Annotated in this window: 18 protein-coding genes; 10 read left to right on the top strand and 8 right to left on the bottom strand. The window is 37.0% G+C overall.

The features are described 5' to 3' along the window. Together YQ22_RS02770 and YQ22_RS02765 are read right to left on the bottom strand one after the other, a co-directional pair. Complete coding sequence (locus YQ22_RS02770) at positions 1-495, bottom strand: RNA polymerase sigma factor (protein ID WP_058105740.1); 495 nt, start codon at positions 493-495, stop codon at positions 1-3. 124 nt (positions 496-619) lie between these two features. Further along, positions 620-2,047, bottom strand: a complete 1,428-nt coding sequence (locus tag YQ22_RS02765) for an amidohydrolase (protein ID WP_071339989.1) — start codon at positions 2,045-2,047, stop codon at positions 620-622. Positions 2,048-2,146: 99 nt separating this feature from the next. Between YQ22_RS02765 and YQ22_RS02760 the strand changes: the two genes are divergently transcribed. Further along, positions 2,147-3,439: an NAD(P)/FAD-dependent oxidoreductase gene (locus YQ22_RS02760; protein ID WP_058105742.1), complete on the top strand. Its 1,293-nt coding sequence runs from the start codon at positions 2,147-2,149 to the stop codon at positions 3,437-3,439. 133 nt (positions 3,440-3,572) lie between these two features. Beyond that, positions 3,573-4,088, top strand: coding sequence for a hypothetical protein (locus YQ22_RS02755; protein ID WP_143751754.1), 516 nt, complete (start codon positions 3,573-3,575; stop codon positions 4,086-4,088). Here the strand turns inward: YQ22_RS02755 and xerD are convergent. Continuing rightward, positions 4,085-4,987, bottom strand: a complete 903-nt coding sequence (xerD, locus tag YQ22_RS02750) for a site-specific tyrosine recombinase XerD (protein ID WP_071339987.1) — start codon at positions 4,985-4,987, stop codon at positions 4,085-4,087. The two genes, YQ22_RS02755 and xerD, sit on opposite strands and share 4 nt — an antisense overlap. A 194-nt stretch (positions 4,988-5,181) precedes the next feature. Here xerD and YQ22_RS02745 point away from each other — a divergent pair, with 194 nt between their 5' ends. From YQ22_RS02745 to YQ22_RS02730, 4 genes are all read left to right on the top strand, one after another. Next, the gene (locus YQ22_RS02745) at positions 5,182-5,646 is read left to right on the top strand and encodes a hypothetical protein (protein WP_071339986.1); all 465 of its coding nucleotides are present in this window, start codon (positions 5,182-5,184) and stop codon (positions 5,644-5,646) included. A 198-nt stretch (positions 5,647-5,844) separates the two neighbouring features. Then, on the top strand, positions 5,845-6,363 hold the full coding sequence (locus YQ22_RS02740; protein WP_071339985.1) for an outer membrane beta-barrel protein: 519 nt from the start codon (positions 5,845-5,847) through the stop codon (positions 6,361-6,363). Between the two features lie 78 nt (positions 6,364-6,441). Beyond that, positions 6,442-6,858: a type II 3-dehydroquinate dehydratase gene (gene aroQ / locus YQ22_RS02735; protein WP_058105747.1), complete on the top strand. Its 417-nt coding sequence runs from the start codon at positions 6,442-6,444 to the stop codon at positions 6,856-6,858. A 65-nt stretch (positions 6,859-6,923) separates the two neighbouring features. Continuing rightward, positions 6,924-8,111, top strand: coding sequence for a PQQ-dependent sugar dehydrogenase (locus YQ22_RS02730; protein WP_071339984.1), 1,188 nt, complete (start codon positions 6,924-6,926; stop codon positions 8,109-8,111). On the opposite strand, the gene YQ22_RS02725 is transcribed toward YQ22_RS02730, so the two are convergent. The 4 genes from YQ22_RS02725 to YQ22_RS02710 form a co-directional block, all read right to left on the bottom strand. Continuing rightward, positions 8,108-8,395 (bottom strand): DUF3817 domain-containing protein, encoded by a 288-nt coding sequence (locus tag YQ22_RS02725; RefSeq protein WP_071339983.1) that lies wholly within the window; start codon positions 8,393-8,395, stop codon positions 8,108-8,110. The genes YQ22_RS02730 and YQ22_RS02725 overlap by 4 nt on opposite strands. Before the next feature lie 23 nt (positions 8,396-8,418). After that, the gene (lpdA, locus tag YQ22_RS02720) at positions 8,419-9,810 is read right to left on the bottom strand and encodes a dihydrolipoyl dehydrogenase (RefSeq protein WP_058105750.1); all 1,392 of its coding nucleotides are present in this window, start codon (positions 9,808-9,810) and stop codon (positions 8,419-8,421) included. Between the two features lie 201 nt (positions 9,811-10,011). Beyond that, positions 10,012-10,509 (bottom strand): peptide-methionine (R)-S-oxide reductase MsrB, encoded by a 498-nt coding sequence (gene msrB / locus YQ22_RS02715; RefSeq protein WP_071339982.1) that lies wholly within the window; start codon positions 10,507-10,509, stop codon positions 10,012-10,014. Between the two features lie 153 nt (positions 10,510-10,662). After that, positions 10,663-11,226, bottom strand: coding sequence for a hypothetical protein (locus YQ22_RS02710; RefSeq protein WP_071339981.1), 564 nt, complete (start codon positions 11,224-11,226; stop codon positions 10,663-10,665). Positions 11,227-11,398: 172 nt separating this feature from the next. Between YQ22_RS02710 and glgB the strand changes: the two genes are divergently transcribed. The 4 genes from glgB (at position 11,399) to YQ22_RS02690 (ending at position 18,017) form a co-directional block, all read left to right on the top strand. After that, positions 11,399-13,294 carry a 1,4-alpha-glucan branching protein GlgB gene (gene glgB / locus YQ22_RS02705; RefSeq protein WP_071339980.1) on the top strand — a complete coding sequence of 632 codons (1,896 nt, stop codon included), beginning with the start codon at positions 11,399-11,401 and terminating at the stop codon, positions 13,292-13,294. An 80-nt stretch (positions 13,295-13,374) separates the two neighbouring features. Further along, entirely contained in the window at positions 13,375-15,777 is a 2,403-nt protein-coding gene (locus YQ22_RS02700) for a glycoside hydrolase family 31 protein (protein ID WP_071339979.1), read from the top strand. 38 nt (positions 15,778-15,815) lie between these two features. Next, a complete protein-coding gene (locus tag YQ22_RS02695; RefSeq protein ID WP_058105755.1) occupies positions 15,816-16,625 on the top strand; it encodes a M48 family metallopeptidase in 810 nt (269 codons plus the stop codon). A gap of 60 nt (positions 16,626-16,685) precedes the next feature. Next, on the top strand, positions 16,686-18,017 hold the full coding sequence (locus tag YQ22_RS02690) for an MFS transporter (protein WP_071339978.1): 1,332 nt from the start codon (positions 16,686-16,688) through the stop codon (positions 18,015-18,017). Between the two features lie 47 nt (positions 18,018-18,064). On the opposite strand, the gene YQ22_RS02685 is transcribed toward YQ22_RS02690, so the two are convergent. After that, positions 18,065-18,790, bottom strand: coding sequence for a head GIN domain-containing protein (locus tag YQ22_RS02685; protein ID WP_071339977.1), 726 nt, complete (start codon positions 18,788-18,790; stop codon positions 18,065-18,067). Between the last annotated feature and the right edge of the window lie 18 nt (positions 18,791-18,808).

The following is an 18,808-nucleotide window of genomic DNA, read 5'->3' as shown; positions in this document are numbered from 1 at the left end:
CTATGGATTCAAAATGGTTCTTAATTTTGTTTTGATACGGTTCATTTTAACCCGTGCATTTACTTCGGAAATACCTAATGTTTCAGATATTTCAGTATAGTTTTTATCTTCAAGATATAAAAACACCAACGCTTTATCAACGTCATTTAATTGTTTGACCGCCTTGTACATTAATTTTAATTGTAGTTCTTCGGTCTCGTCATATTCGTCGGCTTTGATCTTAAAAATTACAGACTCATAATCAGCTGTGTCAATTCTTCTTTTTTGTTTTCGATATAGTGTAATGGCAGTATTTAGTGCCACACGATACATCCAAGTACTGAATTTGGCATCGCCCCTAAACTTGGGATAAGCCTTCCATAATTGAATGGTAATTTCTTGAAACAGATCATTGTGGGAGTCGCGGTCGTTTGTATACAGCGTACACACTTTATGGACAATGTTTTGGTTGTCCTGTAGCTCGGTCACAAATTTGTGTTCAAGTTCTTTATTCACTCTTGGTTGGCTGTTCTTACGTTGTTAGTCTATAAAAGGTTTTGTTTGTTACAATATATTTAGAAATACATAAAAAAAGTGCCAATTAATACCTTGGCACTTTTAAAATCTATAACATAAGACTCTATTTTCTATAATCTAAGGCAGGTGCTCTATCACCTAAAAGAGGAATGTATTTAAAATCTGCACCTCTTTTTTCTAAAAATTCAGCTTTAGCGGTCTCTACCAATTTTTTATCCTTAAAAAGGTCTATTGCAGTTTTGGTCAAGGTCTTTGCGGCTACCATCATTCCTTTTCTACCAATGGAGGTTCCACCTACAGCAACCGCTTGCCAACTGTGAGCCGGTGTGCCAGGAACCCAGGTAGCGGTGCCAAAACCAACTGTAGGTACGGTAAAGCTAACATCGCCTACATCTGTAGAGCCATAAGCCCTAGCTTCGGTTTTGTAAGGCTGAACATTTTTAGCGGTAGCAAGATCCGCTTTTTCCTGTCCTAAGGTTACAGCTATTTTATCGGCAAATTCTTTTTCTTCTGCTGTGTATTCTATACCGCCAACTTCAGAAAGATTATCGTGCATTACTTTTTGTAATGTTAGGTTGGGCAGTAATTCGTGTGTACCACCGATCATCTCATAGTCCATTGTAGTTCCTGTACCCAATGCGGCACCTTCGGCAGCTTTTACCATTCTGTCGAATATATCGATCACAACATCACGTCGATTATGACGTGCATAGTAATAAACTTCTGCAAAATCTGGCACTACGTTGGGTGCTTTACCTCCAGCTGTAATAACATAATGTATTCTGGCCTCTTGCGGAATGTGTTCCCTCATCATATTGATCATCAGGTTCATGGCTTCAACACCATCAAGGGCAGAACGTCCTTTTTCTGGAGAACCGGCGGCATGGGCAGAAATACCATGAAATCTGAATTTTGCCGATTTATTAGCTAACGCAGCACCTGCGCTAGCTGCATTTTGTGACCCGGGGTGCCAATGTAGCGCTATGTCTACATCATTGAAGAGGCCTTCACGAACCATATAAACTTTACCCGATCCACCTTCTTCAGCAGGAGTTCCATAGAAACGTATGGTACCTTTTGCCTTATTGGCCTCTAACCATTCCTTTGTTGAAATTGCCGCTGCCGTAGATGCCGTACCGAACAAGTGATGACCACAGGCATGACCAGCGGCGGCACCAGCAGATTCTTTTTCAGCGGTAGCTTTTTGGGATAGTCCCGGTAATGCATCATACTCGCCCATTATGGCTATTACGGGACTGCCACTGCCATATTCCGCAATAAAAGCGGTAGGTATACCCGCTACTCCGGTTTTAATGGAGAAACCGGCATCCTTTAATGTTTTTTGTAATAGACCCGAGCTCTGTTCCTCTTGGTATCCCATTTCTGCGAATTCCCAAATATTTTGAGCTATATTTCCGTATTCATCACTTTTTTGCTCTAATTTTTTGATTATGTCTTTTTCGCTCTTCTGAGCATTCATAGAAAAAACTGAAGTACCTAGTACTGCCAGTAAAATAAGGGTTTTGCGCATTTTGGTGTTTGTTTGAGTTAGAGCTTAAAGATACTAAAAACACATTATTATTTTAAAGTAGGAGTCCATTTGTTTAATTTTGTCAGTAAGTAAACTACTATGAACATACCACTCTCAAGCTATCCTAGAATTGTAATTATAGGTGGTGGTTTTGGCGGAGTATCTCTAGCCAAAAAATTAAGTAAACAAGAAGTACAAGTTGTCCTTATAGATAAGAACAATTATCATACATTTCAACCACTATTATATCAAGTGTCTACAGGAGGTCTTGAGCCAGATTCCATTGCCTACCCCTTACGCAAGGTATTGATCGGATATGATAATTTTTATTTCCGTTTGGCAGAAGTAGAACATATTGATGCGGCCGGTAAAAAAGTGAATACCAACATTGGGGATATAAGTTATGATTATTTGGTGGTAGCCACAGGTTCTGAAACCAATTTCTTTGGAAATAAGGAAATTGAGGAGCATGCCATGTCAATGAAATCAATTCCGCAATCATTGAACTTACGTAGTTTAATATTGGAAAATTTTGAGCAAGCGCTTCTTACCGATGTCTATCACGAACGCGATGCATTAATGAACTTTGTAATTGTTGGTGGCGGACCAACTGGTGTTGAGTTAGCAGGAGCTTTGGCTGAAATTAAAAAAGGAATATTGCCAAAAGATTACCCTGATCTAGATACCCGAAGAGCACAAATTAATATTGTTCAAGGTGGAGATTGTTTACTGCCGGGTTTTAGTGCGCAAGCATCTAAAAAAGCAGAAGATTTTTTAGAAAAATTAGGGGTTCAAGTATGGAAAGGGGTTAGAGTTACCGGTTATAACGGTAAAACCGTTACCACAAAAACAGATTTGAAATTTGATTCTGCCGCCGTCATTTGGGCAGCTGGTGTTAAAGGAGCCGGAATTAAGGGGTTGGATGGTGAAGATGTTGTGGCTGGTGGCAACAGGTTAAATGTTAACGAATTTAATCAGGTAATAGGACATCCGGAAATATTCGCTATTGGCGATATTGCTTGTATGGCTACAGAAGATAACCCCCGTGGTCATCCAATGGTAGCTCAACCGGCAATTCAACAAGGCAGGTTGTTGGGTGAGAATCTGGTGAGGTTAATAGAACATAAGCCAATGAAACCTTTTGTGTATAATGATAAAGGTAGTATGGCTACTATAGGGAGAAATAAAGCAGTATGCGATATTAAGAAATTTAGGTTTCAAGGGGTATTTGCATGGTTCGTTTGGATGTTCGTTCATTTATTTTTTTTAATAGGGTTTAGAAATAGAATGGTCGTATTTATAAACTGGGTATACAATTATATAAGGTTCGATCGAGAGGCTAGATTAATTATTAGGCCGTATAAAAGAGATTACAGTCAGTTTAAAGACTAAAGAAGAGGTGTTATTTCTTGCTACCGCTGTAAGTTAAGTGTTTGGTAGTTAAAGTTTTGATAAGTATTTCGTTAGGTGTACTATTTAAAATATCTTTTGTAGGAATTTATTTTCAACATCTGATATCCAACCTATGAAAGTTCTCGTGCGAAGTTTTCTGTTCATGTTTGTAATTGTTGTCAATGGTCAAGCAATAGAAGAGCCTCCAGAGAAAAATCAACCTTCTTCATTGACGGGAATAGCGGTTACGGGGCATGCATATCCTGTTTCTGCAATAGGTGATGTTCACAAATCTTTTATGGTTCAATATGGGGTTACAAAATCTTTGCAATTAGAACTTCAAGGGTTTTACGATACTTATATTTTGTCGGAAAGATTTCGATCTAGTTTAATGGTAAAGTATTATCTGAATAAAAGATTATACTTGCTCTCTGGTCTAGATGCAGAAATTGCAACTGAAAATTCAGAAGTTGGACAAGCACCTTATCGACTTGGCTTTGTAGCGGGAATGGGATATGATGTTACGGAGAATTTCATGCTTGAAATAAAAAGTAGTATTCAATTAAACGAAACTGGTATAGGTGCTTTTGGTGAAACTCAAATTGAAATGCCATCTGTTTATACCATTGGCAGTAAATGGAAATTTTAATAACTTTTTCTAGGGTGGTAGGTATTCATGACCTCCGCCAAATGAGATCGGTCTACGTGCATATAAATTTCTGTAGTGGTAATACTCTCATGTCCTAGCATTTGTTGAATTGCACGTAAATCTGCACCATTTTCAAGTAAATGAGTGGCAAATGAATGTCTAAAGGTGTGAGGGCTAATACTCTTGTTTAATCCAATAGTGGTCGCCAAGTTCTTAACAATAGTAAAAATCATGGCTCTGGTAAGTTGTTTTCCTCGTCGGTTCAAGAACAAAATATCTTGAAAGCCTTCCTGAATTTTTAAATGTACCCTAATTTCATTTCGGTAAATATCAATATATTTTTTATTCACGTGACTTATAGGTACAAATCGCTGTTTATCACCTTTGCCGGTAACTTTAATAAAATCTTCATCAAAAAAAAGGTCGGAAATTTTTAAGCTAATTAGTTCGGAAACTCTTAAACCACAGCCATATAAAGTTTCTAGCATAGCTCTATTTCTTTCACCTTCTGGTGTACTTAGGTCAATGGCAATGATCAAATTATCTATTTCAGTTTCTGAAAGCGTATCAGGTAATTTTCGTCCTATTTTTGGAGATTCTATTAAGTCTAAAGGGTTGTCTTTTCTATAATCTTCAAAAATTAAGTATCCAAAAAAGCTTTTTAAGCCAGATATGATACGTGCTTGTGATCTGGGGTTTACTACTTTGGCCACCTCATATATAAATTGCTGTACGGTTTGTTTATCAATAAGAATAGGGGTAGTATTAATGTCGTGCGCTTCTAGAAAGGTCATAAGCTTTTCAATATCTCTAGAGTAACTTAGAATAGAGTTTTTAGATAGGCCGCGTTCCAGTTTAAGGTAGGTGGTAAAATCTTTAAGCGCATGTTTCCAATTCATGGTTTAAAGATAAAGAATACATTAATTCTGTAGTAAATAATGTATAGATGGAAGAAATACTGGTTTATTGGTATATGTAAATACTTGTTAAATTTTTACTTTTACACCTATTAACTATAAAATGGACTTTTAGTCAATAGTCCTATTAATCAATCAATTTTTAATTAAGTCAAGTACATTAAAAAAACAACAAAATGAAAAAACTATTATTTTTAGTAGCAGCGGTTATTTTAGGAACAAATGTTTCTAACGCACAATCTGATTACACATTTGCAGCCGGTTTAGGTCTAGATTTATTTTCTGGGGTAACATTAGTTGGTCCAAGTGCAAAATATTTCTTTGCAGAAGAGCATGCAGGTCAAGCGGAGTTGATGTTTGAAAGCGGATTAACAACTTTAACAGCTCTTTACGAATACCATGGTGATATTTCAGGAGCTGATGGTTTACAATGGTTTGCTGGTGCAGGTCCTTCAATCTTATTTTTTGGAGAAGGCATAGGGACAGAGATAGCACTTAGACCAATAGTTGGTTTAGATTATAAAATTGATGGAGTGCCATTAGCTTTTTCGTTTGACTGGAGACCCTTTATAGGTCTTGGTGATCTTCTTGGAAATGAAGTTGGTGCTTTTGGTATCGGCGTTAGATACGTAATTGAATAGAAATTTCAGCATTAGAATATTAAAAGGGGAAGTTAAGCTTCCCCTTTTTTTGTACTCCAATAGGTGATTTTGTTTTAAAATAGAATTATAAAACCTATTTAAAAGCAGTGTGTACAACTACTTTAAGGGTGTTCACAACAAAGATTCATGTAAGCTAAGTCTTACCTTTATTTTTGATGAAAACAAACCAAACCAACCATGAAAAAGTTTTTTATAGTACTTATTGTTTCATTTTTTTCGACCGGTTTTTATGCTCAAGAAGGGTTTAAGCTAGGAATACAGGCAGGTTTGCCATTTAATGATTACAATGAAGCGGTAAGTGTAGTACTTGGTGCAGATTTCTCGTACATGTACCCGTTAGGTGAAGTTGTTGATGTTGGTCCGGCTATAGGTTATATACACGGTTTTGCTGAAACTTTTCAAACTACAATTATTAGGGAAGAGCAAAAAGCTGTTCAATTTATGCCATTATCCGCAGGTGTTCGTTTTTGGACCTCCAATTATTTCTCTTTTGGCGGTAATGTTGGTTATGCCGTGGGTATCAATGATGGTAACGAAGGGGGACTTTATTATAGACCTACTTTGGCTTACTTAATGAGTTCAAGTGTAGAGGTCAATGTTTCTTACACAGGTATAGATATAGATGAGACCTCTTGGACTACTTTGACACTGGGTATTGTTTTCAACTTTGAGCCTAAGTATAGAACTCGACGTTAGTTTCGCTGTTATTTAGTTAACTATTATACTTCTTTGATTTCTTATTAATTGTTAAATAACATTCGTTATTTTTGATACATGAAGATTATCATAATTAACGGTCCTAACCTAAATCTATTGGGTAAAAGGGAGCCAGAAGTTTACGGTGCACAGACTTTTGAAGATTATTTTTCAAAATTGCAGTTTAAGTTTAAAGATGTTGAGTTGGAGTATTTTCAATCTAACATAGAAGGAGAACTTATTTCTAAAATACAAGAAACTGGTTTTAGTTATGATGGTATAGTCCTCAATGCTGCGGCATATACCCATACTTCTGTTGGTATAGGAGATGCGGTAAAGGCTGTAGAAACTCCTGTCATAGAAGTTCATATTTCCAATACCCATAAGCGCGAAGAATTTAGGCATATTTCCTACATATCGCCTGCTGCCAATGGGGTTATTCTGGGCTTTGGATTAAAAAGTTATGATCTAGCCATTGAGAGTTTTTTATTTTAACTCAAAAAAATAATTAACATCTAGAGTGAGGTGTACATTCGTAAATAATAGCAAACTATGCTGTTATGAAAAGAATTGTATTTCTGTTATTTGGTTTTGCTATATTACTTATTGTTTCATGTAGTGATAAAGACGAGTTGGCACTTAGTCCAAATCCAAACGCGCCTATTGATTCAGTTGGGGTATTCACGACCATAAATGCTTTTTCAAATTTATCTTTTTCCAATCCTTTGGATCTACAATCTCCGGATGATGAAAGTAATAGAATTTTTGTAGCTGAAAAAGATGGGATTATTAAATCTTTTTCAAGTGAATCTGAGGTAGGTGAAGTAAGTACATTTTTGGATATTTCTGATCGCATAGCCACCGAGAGCGAATTAGGGTTGCTAGGCTTTACTTTTCATCCAGAGTTTAGTACAAACGGTTTTTTATATGTTGTCTATACACCCAATGAAGAATTGGCGGTGATATCTCGTTTTAAGGTTTCTGAAAACGATTTGGATATTGTAGATATGTCTAGTGAAACTATTTTATTGGAAATTCTTCAACCAGATACTAATCACAATGGCGGCCAGTTGGCATTTGGACCTGATGGGTATTTATATATTGCATCTGGTGATGGTGGAGGCTCAGGCGATCCCAATGGTAATGCACAGAGTTTAGAAAACTTTTTGGGTAAGATATTGCGTATAGATGTAAATACTACAGATGCTGGGTTAAATTACGCTATACCGGCAGATAATCCTTTTGTAGAAGTAGAAAATGCGAGGGGTGAGATATATGCATACGGATTAAGAAATCCGTGGAGATTTAGTTTTGATGTAGCTACCAATACCATTTGGACTGGTGATGTTGGTCAAGGAGAGAAAGAAGAAATTAACCTTATTGAAAAAGGAGGTAATTACGGTTGGAATATTCTTGAAGGAACTTCTTGTTTTCTTGAAGATGATTGTGATAGCGCAAACTCTATAGCGCCAATTTATGAATATGGTCATGAACAAAATGATAGGTCCGTTACCGGTGGTTATGTGTATAGAGGTAGTAATTTACCTTCGTTACAAGGTTTGTATGTGTACGGTGATTTTGTATCCGGTAGAATTTGGGCTTTAGATGTAAACGGTAATAATAAATTGATCGTAGATACGGATTTGGCTATATCGTCATTTGGTACGGATGCAAACGACGAGTTGTATATATGTGCCTTTGATGGTAGTATTTATCAATTGACTACTGAAATGGAAGAACAGCCTTAAGCGTTGTCTTCTGGCTTTAAATATTTTTCTTCAACGTAGAATGTTGCGAAGGGTAGAAGTGAAGCTATACCAAAAATGAAAACTTTCTTAAATGACCATTTATGGGTAAAGCCAACTATTAATGTAAGTGCTATGAAAGCGATAAAAAGCACTCCGTGGGCGTAGCCAACATATTTGTTTGGTTCTGGTATTTCTGCCCAGTATTTTAATGGCATGGTCACCCCGAACAACGCCAAATAGGAGATTCCTTCTAAAATTGCCGTTGCTCGAAATAACTTTAACATGCTAAATTATATTAAGTAGTAAATTATAAATGAATAACCTCGTCATAAGCTGCTGCCACTGCTTCCATAACAGCTTCGCTCATTGTTGGGTGTGGGTGAATTGCTTTAAGAACCTCATGCCCAGTAGTTTCTAGCTTACGGCCAAGAACAGCTTCAGCGATCATATCGGTAACACCTGCACCGATCATATGACAACCTAACCACTCACCATATTTAGCATCAAAGATTACTTTTACAAATCCGTCAGAAGCACCCGAAGCTTTTGCTTTACCACTTGCCGAGAAAGGGAATTTACCAACTTTGATATCTATTCCTTTTTCTCTGGCCTGCTTTTCGGTTAAACCTACAGAGGCAATTTCTGGAGAGCAATAAGTACAACCAGGTATATTACCGTAGTCTAATGGCTCAACATGCATTTCTGCCAATTTTTCAACACACAAGATACCTTCCGCAGATGCCACGTGTGCAAGTGCCGGTCCAGGAGTTACATCACCAATGGCATAGTAGCCAGGTATGTTGGTTTGGTAATAATCGTTCACCAAAATCTTATCACGGTCGGTAGCAATACCAACATCTTCTAACCCTATGTTCTCAATATTGGTCTTAATACCTACGGCAGAAAGAACAATATCGGCTTCAAGAACTTTTTCTCCTTTAGCTGTTTTAACGGTAGCTTTTACCCCGTCACCAGAAGTGTCAACAGAAGTAACTTCTGCAGAAGTCATAATCTTTACACCTGATTTTTTGAAACTTCTTTCCAATTGCTTGGATACGTCTTCATCTTCTACCGGTACAATGTTAGGTAGGTATTCTACAACCGTAACTTCGGTCCCCATAGAATTGTAAAAGTATGCGAACTCTATACCGATTGCACCACTACCAACAACAATCATTTTTTTAGGTTGCTTATCTAAGGTCATTGCCTCTCTGTACCCAATGATCTTCTTACCATCTTGCGGCAAGCTTGGTAGCTCTCGGCTTCTTGCGCCTGTAGCTATAATAATATTACTGGCACTATATTCCGTAGTGGAACCATCTTCAGCCTTAACTGAAACTTTTTTACCAGCTTTTAAAGTACCGTAACCTTTAATAACCTCAATTTTATTCTTCTTCATTAAGAATTGAACCCCTTTGCTCATTCCTTCTGCAACACCACGGCTTCTTTTCACGACAGCATCAAAATCCTTATCGGCACCTTTCACTTTTAAACCGTAATCTTCGGCATGTTGCAGGTATTCAAATACTTGTGCAGACTTCAATAAGGCTTTGGTAGGTATACAACCCCAATTTAAGCAAACGCCTCCTAGACTCTCTTTTTCTATAATGGCAGTCTTAAAACCTAATTGTGCAGCCCTAATTGCGGTAACATATCCACCAGGACCACTACCTAAAACGATAATATCGAAAGTGCTCATATTTTGATTTTTTGTAGTTTTAATTGAGGTGCAAAAATACAAAACCTTTATCAAATTATTTGTAGGTTTTTAAAATATGACCTTTAATCTAAAATTGTGATATTTTATTAGGAGTCATCCTATATGTGGTATATAGGTTTTAAAGTAAAAAAGAGGTCTTAAAGACCGCTTTTTTATTTCAAAATTGTTAAGCTATATGAACTATTCTGCAGGAACAAAATTTAAAGCCACACCGTTAATGCAATGGCGTAAGCCTGTTGGGGCTGGTCCATCCTCAAAAACATGTCCTAAATGCCCCCCGCAAGTGGCACAGTGCTCTTCGGTTCTTTTGTAACCAATTTTATAATCTACATCATAAGCTACATTACCTTCTATTTCCTCATAAAAACTGGGCCATCCGGTACCTGAATCAAATTTGGTATAACTTTTAAATAAAGGAGTGGCACAGGCGGCACAAACATATGTACCTTTTTCTTTGTTTTTAAGAAGTTCACTGGTAAACGGATTTTCAGTAGCAGCTTCGCGTAGAACGTAATATTCGGCATCGGTCAATTCTTTTCTCCATTCACTGTTGGTTTTTTGAACAGGAAATTCTTTTTTATCCTTATCAATGCTGCTAGATGTCATCTCTTTCTTTTGGGCATTACCCTTACAGCTTACAAAGAGTATTAAAAGTGTAATAGCAAAATGTAGTTTCATATTATATTTTTTTAATTATGTCGATGAATTTATATAATCCTTTCAATGTATAGTAATTACGATACTTTTTTGGTTAAGGTTTTAATAAAATAAATAAAAGCCTTTGAAGATTATTCAAAGGCTTTTACTCATATAGGTTAATTCCAGGGATATTTATTGTAATGTTACTTTCTGGACTTCATCTTCCGTAATACCTAAATGTGACATTACAGAGTTGATGTTAGAAGTATCTAACTTTCCAGTGGTAGATTCTGCTGGTAATATGGCGATTCTAAATACTTGGTCATCAGTATCACCTGGTTGTAAAGTTGATAGGTCAAAATCTGATTCTAAGAAAATACTAACATCAAAAAAAGTATAATCGTAATTATATTGTAATAAGCCTTGGTCTAATATTCTAGTTTGTGGCATTAACCTCCAAATGTCTACAGATTCTCCATTGCTGTCTTCTGTTACATCCCAAAGCATATATACAAGTACTACATCGGTTTCAAAAACTTCTACAGTTTGTGGAAACTCATAAAAGATAGAATAGTCATTGTCCAAGGTGAAAGTACCCTGTATGTCTATCACTTTGCCTAAGATATTAATTCCGTCCGCACCATCAGCACCATCAGCACCATCAAATCCATCAAACCCTTGTGGTCCCTGTGGTCCTTCACACGAAATAAAGAATAGCGTTACAAGTGCTCCTAGAAATACATTTATTTTTTTCATAATGTTATAATTTTTGGTTTGAGTTTTTATTTTGAATTGTTATTTCAAAAAGCGTTCCATTTTTGGTATTTAAATATATAAATCGGATATTAACTGCTATATTTTCAACATAAATGAAATGTAGTTGAGCGTCTTTAAAAGATGATTAGCTTTACAAAAATAAACACTCCATATGCCTAACGTACAAGTTTACTCATTATTTACAGATTTTGATATCAATCTTTTTAAAGGAGGAAAGCACTATCGACTATATGACAAACTAGGGTCTCATATTGTAGAAGTTGATGGTGTGGCCGGTACATACTTTGCTGTATGGGCACCTTCGGCGAAAGCAGTTTCTGTTGTCGGTAATTTTAATTTGTGGAATGCAGAAAAGCATCAATTAAATGTGAGATGGGACAGTAGTGGTATATGGGAAGGTTTTATTCCCAATATTGGAAAGGGTGAGATCTATAAATATAAAATACAGTCTAACAATAATGATATTTGGACAGAGAAAGCTGATCCTTTTGCCAGGTATTGTGAGCATCCGCCTAACACGGCATCAATAATTTGGACTGCTGAGCACAATTGGAAAGATGATGCTTGGATGGGCTATAGAAAAGATAAGAACGGTTTGGATAAACCTTATTCTGTATACGAAGTTCATTTGGGATCTTGGAAGAAAAATGCCGAAAATAAATTTTTGACCTATAAGGAATTTGCAAAGGACCTTGTGGAGTATGTAAAGGAAATGGGGTATACACATGTGGAGTTTATGCCTATAATGGAATATCCTTACGATCCTTCTTGGGGGTATCAACTAACAGGATATTTTGCCCCCACATCAAGATTTGGGTCGCCAGAGGAGTTTAAATTACTGATAGATACATTTCATCAAAACGATATAGGGGTCATATTAGATTGGGTGCCGTCTCATTTTCCGGAAGATGCGCATGGTTTAGGCTTTTTTGACGGTTCGCACTTGTATGAGCACCCAGATAGAAGAAAAGGATATCATACAGATTGGAAGAGTTTGATCTTTAATTATGGTAGAAATGAAGTGAGGGCTTTTCTGATTAGCAATGCTTTATTTTGGTTAGATCAGTTTCATGTAGACGGCTTGCGTGTAGATGCCGTAGCCTCCATGCTATATTTAGACTATTCTAGAGAGGAGGGAGAATGGGAGCCAAATATCTATGGTAACAATGAGAATTTGGAGGCTATGTCCTTTATACGTGAACTAAATGAAGCGGTATATACCAACTTTGAAGGTGTACAGACCATAGCGGAAGAATCTACTGCATTTTCAGGCGTATCAAAACCGGTGGCACATGGTGGTTTAGGTTTTGGTATGAAATGGATGATGGGGTGGATGCATGATACCTTACAGTTCTTTAAGAAAGAACCAATCTATAGAAAACACCACCAAAATGATCTTACGTTTAGTATGACCTATGCGTTTACCGAAAATTTCATGCTTCCTTTTTCTCATGATGAGGTAGTTTATGGTAAGCAGTCTTTGGTTTATAGAATGCCGGGAGATGAGTGGCAAAAATTCGCAAATTTAAGATTGCTATTTGGGTATATGTTTACCCACCCGGGTACCAACTTAATGTTCATGGGGGGTGAATTTGGTCAAACGGCAGAATGGAATTTTCAACAAAGTTTAGATTGGCATTTGTTACAGTACAGTGTGCATAAGGGAGTACAGGATTTTGTAAAGGATCTAAACCATTTATATAGAAATTCTCCGGGGTTATATGAAAAACAATTTAGTCCAGAAGGTTTTCAATGGATAGATTATGGTGATCATGAAAACTCGGTATTAACATACGTTCGCAAAGGACATGATGAGAAGAACGATTTGGTGATTGCGTGTAACTTTACTCCTGTACCAAGAGAAAATTACAGAATAGGAAACCCGAAAAAAGGAAAACTAAAGGAAATTTTAAATAGTGACGATGCCAAATATGGTGGCGGTGGCAACCTAAATGATAAGATAACATCATCAACCAAGCCTTCGCACGGTCATAAGAAGTCTATCGTAATAACGATACCGCCTTTAGGGATGGTAATATTGAAATAATCATAATAAGTTGTCGTTTAAACACATCCAATTGTAAGAGTTTCTGATTTACCGACTGTTATGCTAATAATTAAGAATTCATGATCACAAACACAGAGCTTGAATATAAAGGTAATTTATATCCAAACCACATCGTTGAATTTGCACAGGACACTGATAAAATCTATTTCACCACAGATAACGGAGTAGTATTACAAATAACTATCCTTAGGGGTAGTATTATACGGTTTAGGTACGCCACAAATTACAACTTTGAACCTGATTTCTCTTATGCCATAGACCCCGAGGCTACTATGGGCTATAGTAAATTAGAGGTGGTAGAAAATGATACGGAATATATAATCTCTACGGCACGTTTAAATATTCTGGTAGACAAGAAAACGTTACGAACCCAGATTTCTGATTTAAACGGTACTATTATCAATGAAGATGAGTTAGGCTTTCATTGGGAAGAAAATTATGAATATGGTGGAAATACCGTAAAGTTGAGTAAGATTACCCAATCTGGTGAAAGTTTTTATGGAATGGGCGATAAAGCCATGCATAGCAATTTAAAGGGTAAAAGAGTGGAGAATTGGGTAACTGATCAATTTGCCTACGCAAAAGAGCAAGATCCACTGTATAAAGCAATTCCTTTTTATATAGGTTTAAATAAAGGTATAGCCTACGGTATCTATTTTGACAATAGTTTTAGAACAGGCTTTGATTTCTCTCAAGAACGAAGAAATATTACCAGTTTTTGGGCAGAAGGTGGAGAAATGAACTATTATTTCATATTTGGTCCAGATATGCCAAAAGTGGTCAGTTCATACTCTAGCCTTACCGGTACACCAGAGTTACCACCCATGTGGGCATTAGGTTTTCATCAATCTAAATGGAGCTACTATCCAGAAAGCAATGTAAAGGAAATTGCCGATGAATTTAGAAAGTTGCAAATACCATGTGATGCAATTTATTTAGATATAGATTACATGGATGGCTTTAGGTGTTTTACTTGGGATAAAAACCATTTCCCTGATCCAAAGCGAATGATTCAAGAATTGGAGAAAGACGGATTTAAGACAGTGGTGATGATAGATCCAGGTATAAAAGTAGACCGCGATTATTGGATTTATAATGAAGCCCTTGAAAATGGTTATTTCTGTAAAAGAGGAGATGGTCCGTTAATGCATGGAAAAGTGTGGCCGGGAGAATGTAATTTTCCTGATTTTACAAACCCAGCAGTGCGTGAATGGTGGGCAGAATTGTACAAGGAATTTATGTCGGATTTGGGTGTTCATGCAGTGTGGAACGATATGAATGAACCTGCTGTGATGGAAGTTCCATCAAAAACGGCCCCATTAGACACTAGGCATGATTATGATGGTAACCCGTGTACCCATAGAAAAGCACATAATGTTTATGGTATGCAAATGGTTAGGGCTACCTATGAAGGTGTTAAAAAATATGTTTATCCAAAAAGACCGTTTGTAATAACAAGAGCGGCATTTTCAGGGACCCAAAGATATTCTTCTACGTGGACAGGAGATAATGTGGCTACATGGGAGCATTTGTGGATTGCTAATGTACAAGTGCAACGTATGTGTTTAAGCGGGTACTCATTTGTTGGCTCTGATATTGGTGGTTTTGCAGAACAACCAGATGGCGAATTATTTGCTAGATGGGTGCAATTGGGAATTTTTCACCCATTTTGTAGGGTGCATTCCAGTGGGGATCATGGTGATCAAGAACCTTGGTCCTTTGGATCTGAAATAACGGATATCGTAAGAAAATTTGTAGAACTACGCTATCAGCTATTACCGTATTTGTATACGATGTTTTACAAGTATACCAAGGAAAATGTACCTATGGTGCAGTCTTTGGTCTTTTTTGACCAAGAGGATAATCAAACTCACTTTAGGACAGATGAGTTTATTTTCGGTGATAAGATATTGGTATGCCCAATACAAGAACCTAATGCTCAAGGGCGCCGTATGTATGTGCCAAGGGGCGAGTGGTACGATTTTTGGACAAATGAGTTTGTAGAGGGAGGTAAGGAAAAATGGGTTGCGGCAGCATTGGATATGATTCCGATCTTTGTAAAGGCAGGATCTATTATTCCAAAATACCCTATACAGCAATATGTTGGAGAGAAAAAAATAGAAGAGCTTGTTTTAGTTGTGTATTATAAAGAAGGCACTGAAACCTCTGAAGTTTACGAAGATGCCAATAATGGTTATGATTATAAAAAAGGAAGATATTCTCTAAGTAATTATAAGCTTACGGGTAAAGACAACTCCTTGATTATTCAATTGTTCAAGGATGGTACTTTTGATACGGAGTATGAGAAAATGAAGTTGAATTTTCACGGACTTCCATTTGAGATCAGTAGTGTTAAGATAGATAATGAAGAAATACCGCTAAAGAGTATAAGCATTAATGATAACAATGATTTGCTTATAGACAAAAACTTTACCTTATTGCATTTATCAGGAAAAGAATAACTTTGTAGTTTTCTACCATTAACTAAAATGAACAAAAAATGAAAAAACTAGTATTAATAATATTCGTCTTTATAGGCGTTTCGGCTTGTAAGGTTAATCCCTTTACTGGTCAAAAAACATTGAATTTTTACCCAAATAGTCAAGTATTTCCATCTGCATTTGCACAGTATGACCAATTTCTAACGGAAAATAAGGTGGTTACAGGTACTGCAGATGCGCAAATGATTACTAGGGTTGGTCAGCGAATTTCTTCGGCTGCTGAACGTTGGCTAACGGCTAATGGGCATCCAGGTTATTTAAAGGACTATGCTTGGGAATATAATTTGGTAAATGACGAAACTGTAAACGCTTGGTGCATGCCAGGTGGTAAAATTGTTTTCTATACGGGTATATTACCCATAACACAAACAGAGACCGGTGTAGCTGTAGTTATGGGGCACGAAGTTGCCCATGCCTTGGCTGATCATGGAGCACAGCGTATGAGTGCAGGTACATTACAACAGTTAGGTGCCGTAGCAGGTAATGTTGCAATTAAAAATCAGCAAACTTTAGGTATTTTCAATCAGGCTTATGGTGTAGGTACCCAGTATTTAGGTATGCTGCCTTTTAGCAGAAGTCACGAGACGGAGGCAGATAGAATTGGCTTGCAGATTATGGCAATAGCAGGTTACGACCCTTATGAAGCTGCGGAATTATGGAAAAGAATGAAAGCGAACAGTGGTGGAGAAGCACCGCCAGAATTTATGAGCACGCACCCATCTAACGATACCAGAATAAATAATCTTACAGCTTGGGCGCCAGATGCCGCTGCAGAAGCCGCAAAATTTGGGGTAACAAATTTTAAGTAAAACTTTAAGGATTATTGTATATTGAAGCCGTTCAGAAATGATCGGCTTTTATTTTTATATATGGGGAAGACACTAGTTTTAAAAGGAAGTAAGAAATTATTGAACGCTTGGGCCTTTTATGACTGGGCAAATTCCGTTTACAGTTTAGTAATATCGTCGGCAGTTTTTCCAATATTTTATGGCGCACTTTTTAGAATTGCCGGTATTGAAAAGGTAACCATTTTTGGTGGGGAAATAGCAAGAGCACCATTAATAAGTTACACAACATCTTTAGCCTTCGTTTTTATAGCCATCATAACACCGTTAATTTCTGGCGTTGCAGATTATTTGGGAAACAAGAAGGTTTTCATGAAATTCTTCTGCTACTTAGGAGGGTTGTCATGTATTGGTTTATACTGGTTTTCATTGGAAAATATATACATCGGGTTAGTATGCTACTTTTTTGGCCTTGTAGGATTTTGGGTGAGTTTTGCCATTAACAACTCCTACCTGCCGGATGTTGCTTTTCCAAAACAGCAAGATGCAATTAGCGCAAAAGGATTTACACTAGGGTATATAGGAAGTGTGGTGCTTTTGGTGTTTAATTTGGCTATGGTCATGAAACCAGATTTTTTTGGAATAACCACAGATGAATCTGGTGCGGCCGAAATTAAGGCCATGAAATATTCTTTTGTAACCGTTGGTATATGGTGGATACTTTTTGCACAGTACAGCTTCTACTATTTGCCAAAAGGCTACAAAAAAGAAGGGGAGCGCACCAACATTGTTTTAAATGGTTTTAAAGAGTTGAAGCAAGTATGGCATCAGTTAGGGGACCAGGTTAAGTTAAAAAGGTATTTAGGTGCATTTTTTGTCTATAGCATGGCAGTGCAAACTGTGATGTTGATAGCAACTTATTTTGGGGAAGAAGAAATTGCTTGGGGTACGGATTCTGAAAGAACTACGGGGCTTATCATTAGTATATTGGTTATTCAATTGGTGGCAATTTTAGGGGCTACGGTTACCGCAAGTGCGTCAGAAAAATTTGGTAACATAAAAACATTGATCGTGGTAAATGCCCTTTGGGTAGCCATCTGTATTTATGCCTATTTTGTAATAACGCCTACTGATTTTTATATAGCCGCTGGTTGTGTTGGGTTGGTTATGGGTGGTATACAGGCGCTTTCTAGGTCTACCTATTCTAAGTTTTTGCCAGATACTACAGATACCACATCTTTTTTCAGTTTTTATGATGTTGCGGAAAAGATTGGAATTATAATAGGAACATTTTTATACGGAGCAATAGCTCAGAGAACGGGTAGTATGAGAAGTTCTATCATCTTTTTAGGCGTATTCTTTCTAATCGGCATGATATTGCTTGTGAGAGTACGCGAAACAAAAAAGCCCCTTTAAAAAGAGGCTCAGTTGAATTGATTGTTCGCTAGTTTGATCTTATGCTTTTATCCTTTTGAAATGTCGCCAGAACCAGAAGTTTTTGTGTTTACTTTTTCAGGATTTCCTCTATAGGAAATATCCCCAGAACCAGATACCCTTGCTTTTAAAGACTTATTTGCGGTAACTTGTATATCTGCTGAACCGGATATTGTTGCGTCAACATTATCAGCTTCTAGGTCATATGCTTCAATATCTCCACTACCTGAGATTGTAGCTTCAAAATTGGTGGTGTCACCGCTTAAAGTAATATCTCCTGAACCCGACATTGAGGCAGATATATTTTGAACATCAAGGTCTAAAGTAATATCACCTGATCCTGACATTGCTGTTTTGAAATCATCAGTTTTGATTTTTGTTTTACCAACAATATCACCTGATCCTGACATAGAAACAGAACTTATAGATTCAACGGGTACGGTAATGTGAATTCCAGATTTCCAATTGCTCGTTTTTAGATTAACACCCTTTTCTGTCTTGATCACCAGTTTGCCGTCTTTGACTTCGGTAATTATGTACTCCAATAGGTTTTCTTCACCTGTTAAGGTTATTTCACCTTCGTTGCCAGATACCAAATCAACATCGAACCAGCCCGATACGGCTACACCGTCATAATCCCCTGTATTTCTCTCAATGGTAACATTGTTACCGTTTCCTTTAATAGTCTTTCCCCATTGCGCTGAACAAGATAGGGAGATTAACCCTGCACATACTAATACACTAAATTTTCTCATGATATTCATTTTTAATTG

Origin of the sequence: Maribacter sp. 1_2014MBL_MicDiv, from assembly GCF_001865655.1 — a bacterium.
Taxonomy (GTDB): Bacteria; Bacteroidota; Bacteroidia; order Flavobacteriales; family Flavobacteriaceae; genus Maribacter; species Maribacter dokdonensis.
This window is presented reverse-complemented; position numbering and strand designations above follow the sequence as displayed.

Coding starts and splice junctions, on each gene's coding strand:
- YQ22_RS02765 (WP_071339989.1), bottom strand. CDS start 2,047: ATGCGCAAAACCCTTATTTTACTGGCAGTACTAGGTACTTCAGTTTTT.
- YQ22_RS02760 (WP_058105742.1), top strand. CDS start 2,147: ATGAACATACCACTCTCAAGCTATCCTAGAATTGTAATTATAGGTGGT.
- YQ22_RS02755 (WP_143751754.1), top strand. CDS start 3,573: ATGAAAGTTCTCGTGCGAAGTTTTCTGTTCATGTTTGTAATTGTTGTC.
- xerD (WP_071339987.1), bottom strand. CDS start 4,987: ATGAATTGGAAACATGCGCTTAAAGATTTTACCACCTACCTTAAACTG.
- YQ22_RS02745 (WP_071339986.1), top strand. CDS start 5,182: ATGAAAAAACTATTATTTTTAGTAGCAGCGGTTATTTTAGGAACAAAT.
- YQ22_RS02740 (WP_071339985.1), top strand. CDS start 5,845: ATGAAAAAGTTTTTTATAGTACTTATTGTTTCATTTTTTTCGACCGGT.
- aroQ (WP_058105747.1), top strand. CDS start 6,442: ATGAAGATTATCATAATTAACGGTCCTAACCTAAATCTATTGGGTAAA.
- YQ22_RS02730 (WP_071339984.1), top strand. CDS start 6,924: ATGAAAAGAATTGTATTTCTGTTATTTGGTTTTGCTATATTACTTATT.
- YQ22_RS02725 (WP_071339983.1), bottom strand. CDS start 8,395: ATGTTAAAGTTATTTCGAGCAACGGCAATTTTAGAAGGAATCTCCTAT.
- lpdA (WP_058105750.1), bottom strand. CDS start 9,810: ATGAGCACTTTCGATATTATCGTTTTAGGTAGTGGTCCTGGTGGATAT.
- msrB (WP_071339982.1), bottom strand. CDS start 10,509: ATGAAACTACATTTTGCTATTACACTTTTAATACTCTTTGTAAGCTGT.
- YQ22_RS02710 (WP_071339981.1), bottom strand. CDS start 11,226: ATGAAAAAAATAAATGTATTTCTAGGAGCACTTGTAACGCTATTCTTT.
- glgB (WP_071339980.1), top strand. CDS start 11,399: ATGCCTAACGTACAAGTTTACTCATTATTTACAGATTTTGATATCAAT.
- YQ22_RS02700 (WP_071339979.1), top strand. CDS start 13,375: ATGATCACAAACACAGAGCTTGAATATAAAGGTAATTTATATCCAAAC.
- YQ22_RS02695 (WP_058105755.1), top strand. CDS start 15,816: ATGAAAAAACTAGTATTAATAATATTCGTCTTTATAGGCGTTTCGGCT.
- YQ22_RS02690 (WP_071339978.1), top strand. CDS start 16,686: ATGGGGAAGACACTAGTTTTAAAAGGAAGTAAGAAATTATTGAACGCT.
- YQ22_RS02685 (WP_071339977.1), bottom strand. CDS start 18,790: ATGAGAAAATTTAGTGTATTAGTATGTGCAGGGTTAATCTCCCTATCT.